Genomic DNA, 15,415 nt, shown 5'->3' with positions numbered 1-15,415 from the left:
CTCATACCATCGTCTATATTGCTGCCAGCCCGGGGCTATGGAACAATCACAAGTGGACCAGATCGGGAGCGTGCATTGCTGACGACGGGAAACCAGCTTCGCGCGGCACGCGCTCTTGTGGATATGGACCAGACAACCCTCGCAAAGGGCGCAGGCCTGAACATCAATACGATAAGCGCCATGGAGAAGAAGGGGCCTGCTGTACTCACAAGCGGCCTCGACAAGATACGGGCTGTCATGCGCGTACTTGAGGAAGCGGGCGTGGAATTTCTCAATCATGGCCAGCCGGGCGTACGACTCCGGAAGGACTGAGGGTCAACACCTCGTGGAGAAAAAGCCTTTAACCGCCGATCAATGCAGGGCTGCACGCGCGCTCACCAATATGTCCCAGGAGGATCTGGCCAAGGCTGCGCGGGTGGGCCTGTCCACCGTCCGCAATTTCGAAACCGGCAAGTCAACGCCGGTGACCAACAATCTGCAAGCCATCATACAGGTGCTTGAGGCACGGGTTTCCTTCCTCGCCGATGGCCAGACCGTCGACGGCGGGCCCGGTGTCAGGCTGAAATAGAGTGACAATCTCCCCCGCACAGTGCCGTGCTGCACGCGCCCTGATTGGCTGGTCGCAATCCAAGCTTGCGGACGTGGCAAAGGTTGCGCCGGCGACCATTGCAACCTTCGAAACCGGCAAACGCATCCCCTATGACCGGACGCTTGACGATCTCAAGGACGCCTTGACGGCGGCTGGGGTGGTCTTTCTCGACAAGGGCACTGAGCGCGCCGGCGGCGCCGGTGTCCGGCTGGCGGATTAGCGCGATACACTTCTGCACCTAAAACAGTTTGCCAAATGGAAAACTTTTGACTATAGTTCTCCATATGGAAAACTATCAGATATCGCTGGATGCCGCCTTTCACGCCCTCGCCGACCCCACCCGCCGGGCCGTGGTCAGCCGCCTGACCCGGGGCCCCGCCCCGGTCAAGGAACTGGCGGAACCCTTTGCCATGGGATTGCCGTCCTTCATGAAGCACCTGCGGGTGCTTGAGGCCGACGGGCTGATCCATTCCAGAAAGATCGGCCGCGTGCGCACCTGCTGGGTGGATACCGAAAGGCTCGCGGCCGCCGAAACCTGGCTCGCCGAGCAGCGGGCCCTCTGGCAGGGCCGGGCGGACCGGCTGGCCGATTATGTTGAAACCCAGATGCACGGGAGTGTTGAAGATGCCGGTTGACCCATCCGAACTGACCATTGCGCGTTTCATCAAGGCGCCGCCCGCCCTCGTCTGGCAGGCCTGGAGCACGCCGGAGCATCTGGCGAAATGGTGGATCCCCGCCCCCATCGAATGCAAGGTGGTCCAGCTTGACCTTCACCCCGGCGGCGCGTTCGAGACGCGCATGCGCGAGGACGGCGGCGATTTCCAGCCGCACGTCGATGGCTGTTTCCTGGAGATCGTGCCGGAAGCGAAACTGGTGTTCACCACGGTCATGACCGGCGGCTGGAAACCGGCCGAACCCTGGCTGGCCCTGACCGCGATCATCACCTTCGCGGCCGAGGGCAGCGGCACCCGCTACGCCTCGCGCGTCCTGCACAAGGACACCGCCGATGCCCGCAAGCATGAGGAAATGGGATTTGACGAGGGCTGGGGCACCGCCATCGGCCAGCTGGCAGCCGTCGTCCAACACTTGGCCTGAACTAATTGCTCGTCCCGGCCCTCGCCTTCAACTCCCCGGCATAGTCGAGCACCATTTTCCGCCGCTCGGGCGTACCGGGATGGGTTTGCAGCATGCTGGTGGGGCTGTGGTCGTCGAGCTTGTCCTCCACCAGCGCGAAGAAGCGGGCAATGGCGGCGGGGTCAAAACCAGCCTTCTGCATCAGTTCGACGCTGTGCCGGTCGGCCGCGCTTTCGTCGGCGCGTGAGTAGGACAAGGCCAGCAGACCGCCGCCCTGCACCAGCACGTCATGGGTGCTGCCGCCGATATCGCCGCCGATCAGCATGATCAGCCCGGCAACCCCGGCGGCGCGGTAGAGCTGGCGCAGGCTGTGTTTCAGCTCCACATGGCCGATCTCGTGGGCAAGCACGCCGAGCAGCATGTCCGTGTCGCCAGCCGCCAGCCTGACCAGCTGGTCGGTGATGACGACCGTGCCATCCGGCAAGGCGAAGGCATTGGGGCCGATGATGCCGCCGTCGCGAAAATTCAGGTTGAAGCCGCCAGCACCGAGGCTGGATTTGGCCGCGAGCTTGCCGAAGCCCTCATTCAGCTTGACCTTGTCGGCATCCGGCAAAGTGCTGGGCGAGAAAACCGTGGTGTCGAGCGTTTGCAGCGTCCCTTTCGACATGAGGGCGGGGACAACCGGCGGCGTGACCACCACGGCGACTTCAACCAGCGCGGGCACGGCAAAGCGGTAGATCGAGAAGGCGAAGACAAAGGTCAGGAGGACGAGCACCAGCAGCCGCGGATGGAACCGCTCCAGCCGGTGCACCCACCCGGCGCTGCGCCCCTGCTGCGCCGCCACCAGCGCATCGATGGCGTCATTGTCCATCGTCTCGAAGCTGGTCCTGTCGGGATAGGTCAGGCGCCGCGGTATCGATCCGACACGGTCGCTGATGCCGATCTGATCGAAGGCGGCGGCGGACAGGACCGTTCCATCCACGGCAACGACCGATACGGCATCGTCGGCGAAAACCAGACTGGCTCCCCGGCCCGCGCTCGATCCTTCGCGGTACCAGAGGCCTGTCGTCAGTTTTCCCATGTCAGAAGCCAAAGTCGATACCTTCGATATCCATGAATTCCGAACCGACAGCCGAACCGCTGTCCTTGATATCCGAGAAAATCTCGCCGACATCGCCGTCAAAGACAATGGCCGTGTAGTCCGCATGAAAACGCGCCAGCCGGACGGCAGCCCAGGGCCGCATCAGCCCGAGGGTGACGATGGTGACAACCAGATTGGTAATCATCACCCAGGCATAGGTCCAGCGCGGCATGTCGGAATAGAGATAGTGCCTGTCATCGAATGTCGTGGCACTCACACCGGCGTTGCGTATGCCGGCGGAATAGAGCAGTCCCGTGACGGCATAGATCAGCAGCACGGGCACGAACAGAAGATATATGAGCAGAATGAATGCCACTTCGCCGCTCGAAGCCTCCGCCTTCATTGCCGCAAGCCCGGCCGATGCGCCGGCGATCAGGATTCCGAAAAGAAAAAGCCCGGCAACCGTGAGTATGGCAGGTAAAACCCAGACGCGATAAAGCGCGCCGATCGTCGGGTCCGGCGAAAACACCTTGCCGCCATAGCGCAGGTTGCCGAGCGTGTAGCGCAAGGTCCACCGGCTGGCGACGGGCGCGAGCAGGCCGAAGGAAATCCCCGCCACAAGGCTGCTGAGGAAGAAAGCCCTGACCGCACCCCAGTAACCGCCGGTGAAATCGAAGCGCACATTGCGGTAGCTGGTGACGCGTGCGCTGAAACGCAGGCCGCGCGCGATCAGCCAGGGGATCGCGGCGATGAACACCAGGCCGAGCAGCCCGCCGAGGAGCGGCGAAAACCGGAGCAGTATATTGTAGAGGATGAGATAGCCGACGACGAGGATGCGCCCGATCAGAATCTGCTTCGGCCGGGCGTGATAATCGAACCGGCCATCGGCCAGTTTGGTATTGCCGTAGAAATAGCGATTGCGCCGCACCTTTGCCCAGGCGGAATAGATGCCGAGCGTCACAATCGTCAGCAATACATTGACGATCCAGATGCCGAAATATTCCTTGGCGGTGCCGGAGAACGAAAACCGGTGACCGGTATATTCAGCCGGACGGCCGAACCGTGGTTGTGGCGAGCCTTCCATGTTTCCCCCGAAACAGTTTTGTCCGACAGGACTCCAGGAACAGGCTTAGCCCGACTTGGGACGGGATGGCAATCACGCGGCCGGAATTTCGCCGCGACGGACGTTTGATATCGCCGACAAACCGCTTTCGCAGGCCGGTTTGTCCTGATATCAGAAATGTCACAATGAGGAGGATGCCATGAAGGATGTGCTGATCGAGCTGGAGCGCCGCAGGACCATTGCGCGGGAGGGCGGCGGCAAGACGCGGATCGAGGCCCAGCACAAGCGCGGCAAGCTGACGGCGCGCGAGCGCATCGACATTTTCCTCGACGAAGGCTCGTTCGAGGAGTTCGACATGTTCGTCGAACACCGCTCGACCGATTTCGGCATGGAAGAGACAAAATTTGCCGGCGATGGCGTCGTGACCGGCTGGGGCACCATCAACGGGCGCACGGTTTTCGTCTTCGCCAAGGATTTTACCGTGTTCGGCGGCTCGCTCTCCGAGGCGCATGCGGAAAAGGTGCAGAAAATCCAGGACATGGCCCTGCGCAACCGCGCGCCGGTCATCGGGCTTTACGATGCGGGCGGCGCGCGCATCCAGGAAGGCGTGGCGGCGCTCGGCGGCTATGCGGAAATCTTTCAGCGCAACGTGCTTGCGTCAGGCGTCATCCCGCAGATTTCGGTGATCATGGGACCGTGTGCGGGCGGCGACGTCTATTCCCCCGCCATGACGGATTTCATCTTCATGGTGCGCGACACGTCCTACATGTTCGTCACCGGGCCGGATGTGGTGAAGACCGTGACCAATGAAACGGTGACGGCCGAGCAGCTGGGCGGCGCGTCGATCCACACCACCAAATCGTCGATTGCCGATGGCGCCTATGACAATGACGTGGCGGCGCTGTTGCAGATGCGCCGCCTGATTGATTTTCTCCCGGCATCCAACACCGCCGATATTCCCGAGATCGAATGTTTCCAGGACACGGACGAGCCGGATTACTCGCTCGACCGGCTGGTGCCGGACAATGCCAACAAGCCCTACGACATCAAGGAACTGATCCGCAAAACCGTCGATGAGGCGGATTTTTTCGAGATCCAGGAAAGTTTTGCCAAAAACATCGTCGTCGGCTTCGGCCGCGTCGAGGGCCGCACCGTCGGCATCGTCGGCAACCAGCCGATGGTTCTGGCCGGGGTGCTGGACAGCGATGCCTCGCGCAAGGCGGCGCGCTTCGTCCGCTTCTGCGACTGCTTCAACATTCCCATCGTCACGTTCGTCGACGTGCCGGGCTTTCTCCCCGGCACAGCGCAGGAATATGGCGGCCTGATCAAGCATGGCGCCAAGCTCTTGTTCGCCTATGCGGAGGCAACGGTGCCGAAGATCACCATCATCACGCGCAAGGCCTATGGCGGCGCCTATGACGTGATGGCCTCCAAGCATCTGCGCGGCGACATCAATTATGCCTGGCCGTCGGCGCAGATCGCGGTGATGGGTGCCAAGGGCGCGGTGGAAATCATCTACCGCAAGGATATTGGCGATGCGGAGAAAATCGCGGCGCACACGAAGCGCTACGAGGACCGGTTCCTGTCGCCGTTCGTGGCGGCCGAGCGTGGGTACATTGATGAGGTGATCATGCCCCATTCCACGCGCAAGCGGGTTTCACGGGCACTGCGCATGCTGCGCAACAAGGATCTCGAAAATCCCTGGAAGAAACATGACAATATCCCGCTCTAGGGCGGGATATCGGTATTCAAGACAGAAAGAATATCGGGGAATTAACGGCGGAAGCTGAAGCCGCCGCTGGATTCGCGAAGGATCTGCGAAATGGTGCGCTTGTCACATGGCTCTGCCAATTTGGCGGCGGCCTTGACCATTGTTGCGCTCGACTTCACGCCGACCTTCGGCAGTTTGATGACACGTGCTTCAGACGGCGACGACGTTTCTTTATTTATTGTTAGCATTGTTCACACCTCTAGTTAAACTACTCTCGCCAAGAGAATAATCCTGTTTCAGCATGCGTCTGTATTTCGGATGCATTGTGACATTAAGAAAATTCAAACGATTTAACAAATCACTATTTGTATCCGATTTTGACTCTCGTTTGAATAAAACCAACAAATCGTAAAAAGGTTCCCCGTCCGTAAATATCACGTAAATATTACACTATGAAACAACAGTAAAAGGCCGTTTCGGCCGGGATGATCCCGCTCTTATGGTTAACGCAACCGGCATGGCGGAGGCTCAGTGCGTGGTTGTGGTGCGTGGTTCGACAAGCTCACCATGAGGAAGGCCGTGGATTGCAGGGAGCGATATTCTGCAGCGCCCGCGATTGGCATTGCAGCCCAACCACATCCCTCATGGTGAGCTTGTCGAACCACGCATCAAGGGCTTTGCAACCGGGGTGATCGTGTGGCGGCTTAAATGGACTCGATGCCGACCTTGCGCTGGATCTGGTCAATCGTCTCCTTGACGAAGAAGGTCAGGCCAGCGGTTACGGTCACGATGTGCGTTCCCGTCCCGTAAGGGTTGAACGATACGACATGGGCAAAGTTGAGTGTGATGAGATCGCCGTTGACGTCGGTCAGTTTGATCCACATGGCTGTCTTCCCTCCCAGTTTGACTGCACAGCGGCTTCAACAGACACGCTGTGCCGTCAGGGAAGCAGGTTTCCCGGCATCAGGCAATTCGATTAACGGCATTGCCGGAGATTCTTGCCGACTATGGTTTCCGGCGATAGTGATAGCTGTGCAGTTCGCGGTCAAAACCCAGCGAGGCATAGAGCGCCCGCGCCGGCTGATTGTCGGTGAGAACCTGCAGGCAGGCACCCTCGGCGCCTTCGTCCCGCGCCCAGTCGAGCAAGGTTCCAACCGCCCGCTGGCCATAGCCGCGTTTGCGGTGATCCGCATCGGTGGCGACGGATTCCAGCACCAGCAGGCCGTTGCTGATGGCACCATAGGCCTTCGCGACGATCCGGCCATCCATGGTGACGGAGGCAAAGGCCTTTGGCACGACGATGGAGGCGATCATATCGGTGAAAACCGCCTGTTCGGCGTCCGACCAGCCGGAGATGCGCTTGCCGTCACGTGACCAGCCCGGCGTCATCTCGCGTGACAGTTCGGCGGCAGCAGCGCCGACTGGGCGATGGCGGCGCAGGTCGCAATGCAGAACCGTGCTGCCGCCCTCGAAACGGTAACCGCGCTCGACCAGATGCGACTCCATTTCATCGGCGATGGTCGGAACCCGGAAAATGAAGTCGCGGCCGAGCGCGCCATAGAGTTTTTCCGCCGCATCGATCACGCCGGCAGGTTCGGCGCGCGGTCCGCGCAAAGGGTTGACCGAGTTGGTGCGGCGAACGCCGCCGCCGGAAAACCGCAGCAGCCAGCCGCCATGCAGAACCTGCCGCGGCGACGGCCACGCATTGAAACATGCTTCCTCGACACGCCAGTTCAGATCATCCATCACTGCTTTCTCCTAAACCGCCTGCCCTGCCACCCAGCCGGATGACCAGGCCCACTGAAAATTGTAGCCGCCGAGCCAGCCCGTCACGTCGACCACTTCACCGATGAAGTAGAGGCCTTTGACGGATTTGGCTTCCATCGTCTTCTGGTCGAGCCCATCCGTGTCGACACCGCCCAGCGTGACTTCCGCCGTGCGGTAGCCTTCGGACCCGGCGGGCTTGACCTGCCATTCATTGATGGCCTTCTCGACGCCGAGCAACTGCTTGTCGGAGACATCGGCGAGATGGCTGTGGATGCCGCTGTTTTCGGCGATCAGCTGCGCCAGCCGCTTCGGCAGAAGCTCCGACAGGGCTGTCTGCAGCGCCTGCCGCCCATTGCGCGCGCGGGCGGCGCGCAGCGCGTCAAGAATTTTGACACCCGGCAGCATGGCGACGCTGATCGTGTCGCCTTCGCGCCAATAGGACGAAATCTGCAGGATCGACGGGCCGCTGAGACCGCGATGGGTGAAGAGCATGGCTTCGGCAAATTTTGTCTTGCCGTGGCTGATGACGGCATCGACGGAAATACCGGACAGGGGTTTCAGCGGCGCCAGCGTGTTGTCATCGAAGGTCAGCGGCACCAGCGCCGGGCGGATGTCGGTCAGCGCCAGGCCGAACTGCCTGGCAACATCATAGCCAAAGCCGGTTGCGCCCATTTTGGGAATGGACTTGCCGCCACAGGCGACCACCAGCGAGGTACAGCGCACGCGCTCGCCGGACAGTGCAACGGTATAGCCGCCCGCCGTCGCCTCGATGGACTCGACCGCCGTCTGCAACCGCAGCTCGACATTGGCCTGCTTCATCTCCGTGACAAGCAAATCGATGATCTGCTTGGCCGAACCATCGCAGAACAGCTGGCCCAGCGTCTTTTCATGCCAGGCGATCCCATAGCGGTCGACCAGCGCGATGAAATGGCGCTGGGTATAGCGGCGCAGCGCAGAAATGCAGAAATGCGGGTTTCTGCTGATGTAGTTCTGCGGGGCGGCGTTGAGATTGGTGAAATTGCAACGCCCGCCGCCGGAAATGCGGATCTTGTCGCCCGGCGCCCTGGCGTGATCGACAATGAGAACCGAGCGGCCGCGCTTGCCCGCCTCGACAGCGCACATCATGCCCGCAGCGCCCGCGCCGATGATGAGAACGTCCACCTGCTTCATCATGGCGACGGCAGCAGTTCATCGGTGCGGCCGGTCGCCCAATAGGCGAAAAGCCCGACCCATTCCTTCAGGACAATCGTCAGGTTCTGCAGGGAATCGATCGGGTTGTCCTGGGCAAATCCGGGATATTCGATGCCGGAGGTGCGGTAATCGGCAGGCCACGGCACCACATCAAAACCCGCCTTGCGGAACAGCCCGACCGACCGGGGCATGTGGAAGGCGGACGTGACGAGCAGCCACGTCTCGCCGGGTTTGATGTCGAGCAGCTTTTTGGTGAACTGGGCATTCTCGTAGGTGTTGCGCGATTCATTCTCGAGAACCAGCCGGTCGGCGGCAACGCCGAGCGCCGTCAACAGGCGCGGCGCCGTGGCCGCATCGCCCTCGCCCTCCAGCACCAGCGTGCCGCCGCCGCCGGTAACCACGACCTTTGCCTCGGGGTAACGCCGCGCCAGCACCGCCGTTTCAACGAAGCGGTCACCGCTGGCATTGAGCTCGTAGCCGCCGCGCACCAGATTGACCCCGCCTTCAAAACCGCCGCCAAGGACGATGATGCCATCGACATGCGACGGTGCGGGCGACGGGCGCTGGAACCGGTCTTCCAGCGGATGCATGAGAAGCGCGCCCAGCGAACTCCAGACGGCCAGCCCCAGGATCAGAAATGCCCCGGCGGATGCGGTCATCGCCATGCGCCGCCAGGAGAACCACACGGCAAAAAATGCGAGGCCCATCAGCAGAATGGAAAAATTCAGGGGTTGAGCAACGAACCAGAACACCTTGGAAACAAAGAAAAACATTGAAAGTTCCTACGTCAGGTTCGCCAGCATTTTGACCTTCTCGATCTTGCGTTCGAGGCTCTCCGACCATTCGAGGCTCCGGTGCACGATTTCAAAGCCCTCACGCTCATACAGGCGTATGGCACCCGCATTGCGCGCATGGGATTCAAGCCGGGCGGTTGCATATCCCGCCGCGGCAATGTCGGCTTTCAGCGCCTTGAGCAGGAGCGAACCGATGCCCTGCCCCTGATGGCCGGGATCGACCCACATATCCGAGATGTAGTCATCGTTCTTTTCGCGCGCGCCCCAGCCGAGAATGACACCATCCACCTCGGCAACCAGCACGCGGGCAAAATGTTCCTCGGCAAAGGCTTGGTAGGCACGCTCGACATGCGCGCGCATGCCGGGCAGTTCCGGTTCGAACGAGAAAATATTCGATGCCCAGGCCCGTGAGCCGACCGCGGCCAGTGCCGCGATGTCGGCTTGCGTGGCAGGCCTGATTACCACCATTTCGGCGCGTTGAACCTGCCTGCGGCCTGTTCGATGACATAGGCGGTCTGGAACAGGGTTTCCTCGTCGAACGGGCGTCCGATCAGCTGCAGGCCAAGCGGCAGGCCCCGGCTGTCCAGTCCGGCAGGCACGGCGATGCCGGGAAGCCCCGCCATGTTGACCGTGACCGTGAAAATGTCGTTCAGGTACATTTTCACCGGATCGGACGCCAGATCCTGATCGGCGATGCCGAAGGCTGCCGACGGGGTTGCGGGTGTCAAGATCGCATCGACACCGGCATGGAAGACGTCCTCGAAATCCTTCTTGATCAGGGTGCGCACCTTTTGCGCCTGCAGGTAATAGGCGTCGTAATAACCGGCTGACAGCACATAGGTGCCGATCATGATGCGGCGCTTGACCTCGTCGCCGAAACCACTGGCGCGGGTCCTTTCATACATGTCGACAATGTCCTTGCCCGGCACGCGCAGGCCGTAACGCACGCCGTCATAGCGGGCAAGGTTCGACGAGGCTTCCGCCGGGGCCACGATGTAATAGGCCGGCAGCGCGTATTTCGTGTGCGGCAGGGAGATATCGACGATGGATGCACCGGCGTCCTTCAGCCAGGCAATGCCCTGCTGCCACAGCTTTTCGATCTCTTCCGGCATGCCCTCGACACGGTATTCCTTGGGAATGCCGATCTTGAGGCCGGTCAGCGGCTTGCCGATGATGGATTCGTAATCGGGAACGGCGATATCGACCGATGTCGTGTCCTTGGTATCGACCGAGGCCATGGATTTGAGCAGGATCGCCGCATCGCGCACGTCGCGGGCAATCGGTCCGGCCTGATCCAGCGACGAGGCAAAGGCGACAATGCCCCAGCGCGAGCAGCGGCCATAGGTCGGCTTGATGCCAACGGTACCGGTGAAGGCGGCGGGCTGGCGGATGGAACCGCCGGTATCGGTGGCCGTCGCACCGGCGCACAGGCGGGCTGCGACCGCAGCGGCCGAGCCGCCGGACGAACCGCCGGGCACCAGATCGGCATTGGAGCCGTTGGCGCGCCACGGGTTTTTCACCGGACCGTAATAGGAGCTTTCGTTGGATGACCCCATGGCGAACTCATCCATGTTGAGCTTGCCGAGCATCACGGCGCCATCGGCCCACAGGTTGGAGGTGACGGTGGATTCATAATGCGGCTTGAAGCCGTCGAGAATATGCGAACAGGCCTGCGTGTGGATGCCTTCGGTGCCGAACAGGTCCTTGATACCCAGCGGTATGCCTTCCAGCGCCCCCGCCTTGCCTGCAGCCAGACGGGCATCGGATGCTTTGGCCATGTCAAGCGCCTTCTCCGGCGTGACGGCGATATAGGCGTTCAGGGCCCCGTTCGCGGTCTCGATTGCCTTGAGATAGGCACTGGTCAGCTCAGTGGCGGTGATCGCCCTGGCTTTCAGCTGGTCGCGCGCCTCGGCAATGGTGAGAGCGGTCAGATCGGTCATATCAAGTCCTGTTTATTGGGCTGGCGCGAGGGCGAGCCGCTTTTCGTAAAATGCACTGTGTTCCGAATCCGGATAATCGAGGAGCGCACCGCAGCGGGTGAAGCCGGAACGCTCATACAGCCGCCATGCCGCGTCAAATCCGGGACCGACGCCCGTCTCCAGCACCAGCCGGGACATGCCCTTGTCGCGGGCGAGCCCGGTTATGGCCTCGAGCAGGATCGAACCGACGCGTTTGCCGCGCACGGACGGCAGGGTGAACATGCGCTTGATCTTGCCGGTTTCCGCGTCATGCTGCTTGAGCGCACCGCAGCCCACCGCCCGCCCGGTTTCGTCGCGGGCGATGAACACCGTGGTGTCGTCGCCCGCCATCTCTTCCACCGTCATCTTGAACTGGAATTCGACCGGCGACAGCGGCAGAAGATGCGCATTCAGCGCATCCACAAGGGCGCGGACGTCATCCTGCAGGGGCGTTTCGATGGCGACCGTGATCGTCATGGCTGCGCCTTACTCCACCACTTTCGGAACGACGAAGAAATTCTCTTCGGTGACGGGCGCATTGGCAACGATATCGGCCGCCTTGCCGCCGTCATTGACCACGTCCCGGCGCTTTTTCATGGCCATGGGCGTGACCGATGTCATGGGCTCGACACCCGCCACATCGACTTCGTTCAGCTGTTCGACGAAACCGAGGATGGCATTCAGTTCGCCGGTCATGCGGGTTGCATCATCCTCACTCACGGCAATACGGGCAAGACGCGCAACGCGTTTGACGGTGGAAATATCGACAGACATTGGGATTCCCGAAAATTCAATTCTTGATCAAGCAGCTATAGTGTCCGTTGCGGGCAAGCGCAACGGACAAGTCGGCATGCCGGGCGCCGATTACTGCGCCTTGTCCGCCTGCGCATCCGGATTGTCTTCTTCATCGTCGGGTGCAGGCACATCAATGACATCCTCGCTGCCGGGTTCGACAACCGGGTCCGGACCTTTCACGGGATTGCCATTGATCGCAACGGAACCGTCGGCCTGCTGATCGACGACCCACCGGATCCGTCCGCCGTCGACTTCCGTGCCGAAATCCTTCGCCAGCTTGACGAAGGTGATGTAATTCTGGATTTCGGCGTCGGTTTCCGCCGCCTTGTTCAGGCGCTCGACAACCTTGTCGAAACCGGCCATTTCCCAGGTGGTGTGGCTGGCGGGCTTCAGGCCGGCAAAGGTCATCTCGCCTTCGACCGTCAGTTCCGCATCGGCGGTACGCACCAGGCTCTTCGAAATCACCAGCTTGGGCGGCGCAACCAGGAACTGTGCGGCGGTTGCCGCTTCAAACTCCTCGGAGAGAACCTTGTCGCGGTTCAGGTCCATATCGTCGATGGCGCCCTTGACGACCGTATCAAGATCGACACCGGCAGTCCCGATCACCAGTTCCACATCGGTCGGAAGGAAAGGCACACCCCATTCGGGGATCGGAAGGGCCGGATATTTCAGGCCGTTGGTGCGCATGGCGTAGTGATAGGCGCCATCCTTGCTGATGCCGTCGAGGTTGGTTTCCTGCGAAATGTTCTGGGCGGCGAAATTGCCCAGCGGCGTTTCAACGTTGAAGTCCTTGAAATGATACTCGCCCTTGAGCTTGTCCCAGAGCGGCAGGGCCGCCCGCAGCTTCAGCTTGAGCTCGTCCTGTCCGGCCTTGTTGAGCTTCTTCTCGTCCATATGGGCGATGACGAATGCCCACAGGTCCAGCAGCTCCCGGTTGCGGAAGCCCTTGCCCTCGGCAACGCTGCCGAGTTCGCCGCTGCGCAGCGTCACCTTCACCGGTTCACCGGCAGCCGGCGTTTCGGTCTTGGCTGCTTCGCCCTCTTCGGTGGCCGCATCAGGCGTGGGGAGCTTCGTGACGATCGTTTCGCTGAAATTTGCGAGGGATTGCGTCATATCGATATCGATGCCGCCCGATGCAGCGGCCTTGGCAAGCATCTGCCCTTTTGCCCCGCTGGCGCTGGCGTCGATATCCTGTTCCGCCGACTTCAGCGACAGCTTGAACGCATCATAGGCGAAGGTCGAGGTCGAGAACGTGCCGATCTTCGGATCGAACAATCCGGTCCAGCTGCCGCCATCGACCGACCAATGGAACGACTCAGGGCCCTTGGGCCCGCTCACGTCGAAGGCCGCCGCAGGTATGTTGCCCGAGGACACATTCCATGTTCCGTCGGCCAGCGGCTTGGTCAGGATGCTGTAATCCCCCAGGCTGCCCTTCAGCAGGTCCTGCTTCGGCATGGTTTTGAGGAAAGCATCGGTGCTGAAGGTAACGCGGTAGCCGTCGGCCTCGGGCGTTACCTTGAGAATGCCGTTGCTGAGTGCGGTCTTGCCGACATATTTCGACAGGGTATTGGCAAGCTCATCGGCGCCCTTGGCATCGATTGTCTGGGCGAAAGCCGGTGTCGACAACGCCATGACGCAGGAAATCAGGAATAGTTTACGCACAATACCTCCAATAGCTCAGCCTATCGTCGTGGTGACGACCAAAATCACAACGGCTTTAGCAACCCAAACTCAAACCGTAAACTGATCATTTGTCCCGGCGACAAAGACCTGCGTCTTGCTGCCTTCCATCGCCGCGACAAATTTGTCGGCGGTCTGGTCGATGATCGGGAACGAGCCGTAATGGCATGGGATCGCCCTGGCGAATTTGAAATAGCGCTGCGTTGCCAACGCGGCGACGGCACCACCCATGGTGAAGCGGTCGCCGATCGGCACGATGCCGATCTCCGGCTGGTGCAGTTCGTTGACCAGCGCCATGTCGGAGAAGATATCCGTATCGCCCATGTGATAGAGCGTCGGCTCATTGTCGAAATGCAGGACGACGCCATTGGCCGAACCCAGCGAATGCGACACGCCATCTTCGGTGATCTGTGCCGAGGAATGCAGCGCGTTGACATAGGTCACGGTGAAGCCATTGTGCGATACGGTCCCGCCGGTATTGGTTGGATCGACGCGGGCGACACCGCGATTGTTGAGCCAGGTCACCAGATCGGCATTGCCGATCACCACCGCACCCGTATCCTTGGCAATGGCGGCGGTATCGCCGACATGATCGCCGTGACCGTGCGTCAGGATGATGTGGGTGGCGCCGCGTGTCGCTTCCTTCGGGTCAACGCCGCGCGCACCCGGATTGCCGTTGAGGAAAGGGTCAATCAGAATCGTGCTCTGGGCGATTTCAATGCGAAAGGCCGAATGGCCAAGCCAGGTAATCTTCATGGGGTTTTCCCTTCCATTGTCAGTCTTTGCTCGCCACAACCGTCTATTGCAGCTATGTGACATTCATTCGAATTACAACGGCGAATTACAACGGCCTTTCGCCGGCCAATTCAAGTGCAGGAAACACCCTTGACGGTTCTGACCATTGAACAGCTCGAAGATCACGTCGCCGACGGCCAGACCGTCGCGGGGCTCGACCTGGGCACGAAAACCATCGGCATCGCCATTTCGGACCGGGGTTTTTCCTTTGCCAATCCGCGCCCGGTGCTCAAGCGCAGCAAGTTCACCCACGACGCGCAGGATCTGCTGAAGGCGCTGAAAAGCGACAATGTCGGCGCCATCGTCATTGGCCTGCCGGTCAATATGGACGGCAGCGAAGGCCCGCGCGTGCAAGCCACCCGCGCCTTCGTGCGCAACATGGAAAAGCTGACCGACCTGCCCTTCGTCTACTGGGACGAGCGTCTATCGACGGTTGCGGCGGAACGCGCGCTGATCGGCATGGATGTATCACGGCAAAAACGCGCCGAGCGGATTGATTCCGCTGCGGCGGCGTTCATCCTGCAAGGGGCATTGGACCGCCTGCAGAGCCTGCGTCAGAACGCAGACGGCAATTCCTTCGAATAGGCCAGCGCCGTATTGGCCGATGCCGCGGCGGCGGCACGGTTTGCCCGCCACACCTTGACCCAGGCGATGATCTGCTTGCGGCGGCGGAAGGCGATCAGGCAGAAAACCAGCCCCGTATCGACGATGCAGGCACGGGCGACCAGCGGCGGAATGCTGTCCGGCGCGATCCCGAGAATATTGCCGTAAATGGTGAAGACCAGATCGTGCATTTCACGGCTGAAGAAGTACATCCCCATGCTCAGATCGTAGTACGACAGAAAATACCAACCCCACAGAAAGCTTAACGGGCCTGCCCAGAATATCAGGAAGCTGCGCATTCATTTCTCCTAGCG

General features: G+C 60.9%; 21 protein-coding genes. 8 read left to right on the top strand and 13 right to left on the bottom strand.

What is annotated here, in order from left to right; all coding sequences use genetic code 11:
- Positions 1-75 precede the first annotated feature (75 nt).
- From AC1Q5O_RS04560 to AC1Q5O_RS04540, 5 genes are all read left to right on the top strand, one after another.
- Positions 76-312 carry a hypothetical protein gene (locus AC1Q5O_RS04560; RefSeq protein ID WP_403173420.1) on the top strand — a complete coding sequence of 79 codons (237 nt, stop codon included), beginning with the start codon at positions 76-78 and terminating at the stop codon, positions 310-312.
- 70 nt (positions 313-382) lie between these two features.
- Positions 383-568: a helix-turn-helix domain-containing protein gene (locus tag AC1Q5O_RS04555; RefSeq protein WP_492561970.1), complete on the top strand. Its 186-nt coding sequence runs from the start codon at positions 383-385 to the stop codon at positions 566-568.
- A 1-nt stretch (position 569) separates the two neighbouring features.
- Positions 570-809: a helix-turn-helix domain-containing protein gene (locus AC1Q5O_RS04550; protein WP_492561969.1), complete on the top strand. Its 240-nt coding sequence runs from the start codon at positions 570-572 to the stop codon at positions 807-809.
- A 46-nt stretch (positions 810-855) separates the two neighbouring features.
- Complete coding sequence (locus AC1Q5O_RS04545; protein ID WP_464660075.1) at positions 856-1,224, top strand: ArsR/SmtB family transcription factor; 369 nt, start codon at positions 856-858, stop codon at positions 1,222-1,224.
- Complete coding sequence (locus AC1Q5O_RS04540) at positions 1,214-1,684, top strand: SRPBCC family protein (RefSeq protein ID WP_492561968.1); 471 nt, start codon at positions 1,214-1,216, stop codon at positions 1,682-1,684. The genes AC1Q5O_RS04545 and AC1Q5O_RS04540 overlap by 11 nt, the downstream gene beginning before the upstream one ends.
- Before the next feature lies 1 nt (position 1,685).
- On the opposite strand, the gene AC1Q5O_RS04535 is transcribed toward AC1Q5O_RS04540, so the two are convergent.
- Positions 1,686-2,744, bottom strand: coding sequence for a M48 family metallopeptidase (locus AC1Q5O_RS04535; RefSeq protein WP_492561967.1), 1,059 nt, complete (start codon positions 2,742-2,744; stop codon positions 1,686-1,688).
- Position 2,745: 1 nt separating this feature from the next.
- On the bottom strand, positions 2,746-3,828 hold the full coding sequence (locus AC1Q5O_RS04530) for a YjgN family protein (protein WP_492561966.1): 1,083 nt from the start codon (positions 3,826-3,828) through the stop codon (positions 2,746-2,748).
- Positions 3,829-4,006: 178 nt separating this feature from the next.
- Here AC1Q5O_RS04530 and AC1Q5O_RS04525 point away from each other — a divergent pair, with 178 nt between their 5' ends.
- Positions 4,007-5,539, top strand: coding sequence for an acyl-CoA carboxylase subunit beta (locus AC1Q5O_RS04525; RefSeq protein ID WP_223615145.1), 1,533 nt, complete (start codon positions 4,007-4,009; stop codon positions 5,537-5,539).
- Between the two features lie 90 nt (positions 5,540-5,629).
- Entirely contained in the window at positions 5,630-5,785 is a 156-nt protein-coding gene (locus AC1Q5O_RS04520) for a hypothetical protein (RefSeq protein ID WP_464660065.1), read from the top strand.
- Between the two features lie 437 nt (positions 5,786-6,222).
- Here the strand turns inward: AC1Q5O_RS04520 and AC1Q5O_RS04515 are convergent, their stop codons facing one another.
- From AC1Q5O_RS04515 to AC1Q5O_RS04470, 10 genes are all read right to left on the bottom strand, one after another.
- On the bottom strand, positions 6,223-6,402 hold the full coding sequence (locus AC1Q5O_RS04515) for a hypothetical protein (RefSeq protein WP_346305684.1): 180 nt from the start codon (positions 6,400-6,402) through the stop codon (positions 6,223-6,225).
- Between the two features lie 121 nt (positions 6,403-6,523).
- Positions 6,524-7,264: a GNAT family N-acetyltransferase gene (locus tag AC1Q5O_RS04510; protein ID WP_492561965.1), complete on the bottom strand. Its 741-nt coding sequence runs from the start codon at positions 7,262-7,264 to the stop codon at positions 6,524-6,526.
- A 12-nt stretch (positions 7,265-7,276) separates the two neighbouring features.
- Complete coding sequence (locus tag AC1Q5O_RS04505; protein ID WP_492563075.1) at positions 7,277-8,455, bottom strand: BaiN/RdsA family NAD(P)/FAD-dependent oxidoreductase; 1,179 nt, start codon at positions 8,453-8,455, stop codon at positions 7,277-7,279.
- Positions 8,455-9,249, bottom strand: a complete 795-nt coding sequence (locus AC1Q5O_RS04500; protein WP_288195072.1) for a YdcF family protein — start codon at positions 9,247-9,249, stop codon at positions 8,455-8,457. The genes AC1Q5O_RS04505 and AC1Q5O_RS04500 overlap by 1 nt, the downstream gene beginning before the upstream one ends.
- A gap of 9 nt (positions 9,250-9,258) precedes the next feature.
- Complete coding sequence (locus AC1Q5O_RS04495) at positions 9,259-9,738, bottom strand: GNAT family N-acetyltransferase (protein ID WP_463011310.1); 480 nt, start codon at positions 9,736-9,738, stop codon at positions 9,259-9,261.
- Entirely contained in the window at positions 9,729-11,210 is a 1,482-nt protein-coding gene (gene gatA, locus AC1Q5O_RS04490; protein WP_346307125.1) for an Asp-tRNA(Asn)/Glu-tRNA(Gln) amidotransferase subunit GatA, read from the bottom strand. Before gatA ends, AC1Q5O_RS04495 begins: the two co-directional genes overlap by 10 nt.
- 12 nt (positions 11,211-11,222) lie before the next feature.
- Positions 11,223-11,705: a GNAT family N-acetyltransferase gene (locus tag AC1Q5O_RS04485; RefSeq protein ID WP_492561964.1), complete on the bottom strand. Its 483-nt coding sequence runs from the start codon at positions 11,703-11,705 to the stop codon at positions 11,223-11,225.
- Between the two features lie 9 nt (positions 11,706-11,714).
- A complete protein-coding gene (gene gatC / locus AC1Q5O_RS04480; protein WP_223615153.1) occupies positions 11,715-12,002 on the bottom strand; it encodes an Asp-tRNA(Asn)/Glu-tRNA(Gln) amidotransferase subunit GatC in 288 nt (95 codons plus the stop codon).
- A 90-nt stretch (positions 12,003-12,092) separates the two neighbouring features.
- A complete protein-coding gene (locus AC1Q5O_RS04475; RefSeq protein ID WP_492561963.1) occupies positions 12,093-13,685 on the bottom strand; it encodes a hypothetical protein in 1,593 nt (530 codons plus the stop codon).
- A 69-nt stretch (positions 13,686-13,754) separates the two neighbouring features.
- Positions 13,755-14,459, bottom strand: a complete 705-nt coding sequence (locus tag AC1Q5O_RS04470; RefSeq protein ID WP_223615155.1) for a metal-dependent hydrolase — start codon at positions 14,457-14,459, stop codon at positions 13,755-13,757.
- Positions 14,460-14,588: 129 nt separating this feature from the next.
- Between AC1Q5O_RS04470 and ruvX the strand changes: the two genes are divergently transcribed.
- The gene (gene ruvX / locus AC1Q5O_RS04465; protein WP_105733017.1) at positions 14,589-15,083 is read left to right on the top strand and encodes a Holliday junction resolvase RuvX; all 495 of its coding nucleotides are present in this window, start codon (positions 14,589-14,591) and stop codon (positions 15,081-15,083) included.
- Here ruvX and AC1Q5O_RS04460 read toward each other — a convergent pair.
- Positions 15,053-15,400 (bottom strand): DUF6105 family protein, encoded by a 348-nt coding sequence (locus AC1Q5O_RS04460; protein ID WP_130269200.1) that lies wholly within the window; start codon positions 15,398-15,400, stop codon positions 15,053-15,055. The two genes, ruvX and AC1Q5O_RS04460, sit on opposite strands and share 31 nt — an antisense overlap.
- Positions 15,401-15,415 lie beyond the last annotated feature (15 nt).

The sequence above is a fragment of the Phyllobacterium sp. MT110 genome (assembly GCF_058792715.1).
This window is presented reverse-complemented; position numbering and strand designations above follow the sequence as displayed.

Coding starts and splice junctions, on each gene's coding strand:
- AC1Q5O_RS04555 (WP_492561970.1), top strand. CDS start 383: ATGTCCCAGGAGGATCTGGCCAAGGCTGCGCGGGTGGGCCTGTCCACC.
- AC1Q5O_RS04540 (WP_492561968.1), top strand. CDS start 1,214: ATGCCGGTTGACCCATCCGAACTGACCATTGCGCGTTTCATCAAGGCG.
- AC1Q5O_RS04535 (WP_492561967.1), bottom strand. CDS start 2,744: ATGGGAAAACTGACGACAGGCCTCTGGTACCGCGAAGGATCGAGCGCG.
- AC1Q5O_RS04530 (WP_492561966.1), bottom strand. CDS start 3,828: ATGGAAGGCTCGCCACAACCACGGTTCGGCCGTCCGGCTGAATATACC.
- AC1Q5O_RS04525 (WP_223615145.1), top strand. CDS start 4,007: ATGAAGGATGTGCTGATCGAGCTGGAGCGCCGCAGGACCATTGCGCGG.
- AC1Q5O_RS04520 (WP_464660065.1), top strand. CDS start 5,630: ATGGTGCGCTTGTCACATGGCTCTGCCAATTTGGCGGCGGCCTTGACC.
- AC1Q5O_RS04515 (WP_346305684.1), bottom strand. CDS start 6,402: ATGTGGATCAAACTGACCGACGTCAACGGCGATCTCATCACACTCAAC.
- AC1Q5O_RS04510 (WP_492561965.1), bottom strand. CDS start 7,264: ATGGATGATCTGAACTGGCGTGTCGAGGAAGCATGTTTCAATGCGTGG.
- AC1Q5O_RS04505 (WP_492563075.1), bottom strand. CDS start 8,455: ATGAAGCAGGTGGACGTTCTCATCATCGGCGCGGGCGCTGCGGGCATG.
- AC1Q5O_RS04500 (WP_288195072.1), bottom strand. CDS start 9,249: ATGTTTTTCTTTGTTTCCAAGGTGTTCTGGTTCGTTGCTCAACCCCTG.
- AC1Q5O_RS04495 (WP_463011310.1), bottom strand. CDS start 9,738: ATGGTGGTAATCAGGCCTGCCACGCAAGCCGACATCGCGGCACTGGCC.
- gatA (WP_346307125.1), bottom strand. CDS start 11,210: ATGACCGATCTGACCGCTCTCACCATTGCCGAGGCGCGCGACCAGCTG.
- AC1Q5O_RS04485 (WP_492561964.1), bottom strand. CDS start 11,705: ATGACGATCACGGTCGCCATCGAAACGCCCCTGCAGGATGACGTCCGC.
- gatC (WP_223615153.1), bottom strand. CDS start 12,002: ATGTCTGTCGATATTTCCACCGTCAAACGCGTTGCGCGTCTTGCCCGT.
- AC1Q5O_RS04470 (WP_223615155.1), bottom strand. CDS start 14,459: ATGAAGATTACCTGGCTTGGCCATTCGGCCTTTCGCATTGAAATCGCC.
- AC1Q5O_RS04460 (WP_130269200.1), bottom strand. CDS start 15,400: ATGCGCAGCTTCCTGATATTCTGGGCAGGCCCGTTAAGCTTTCTGTGG.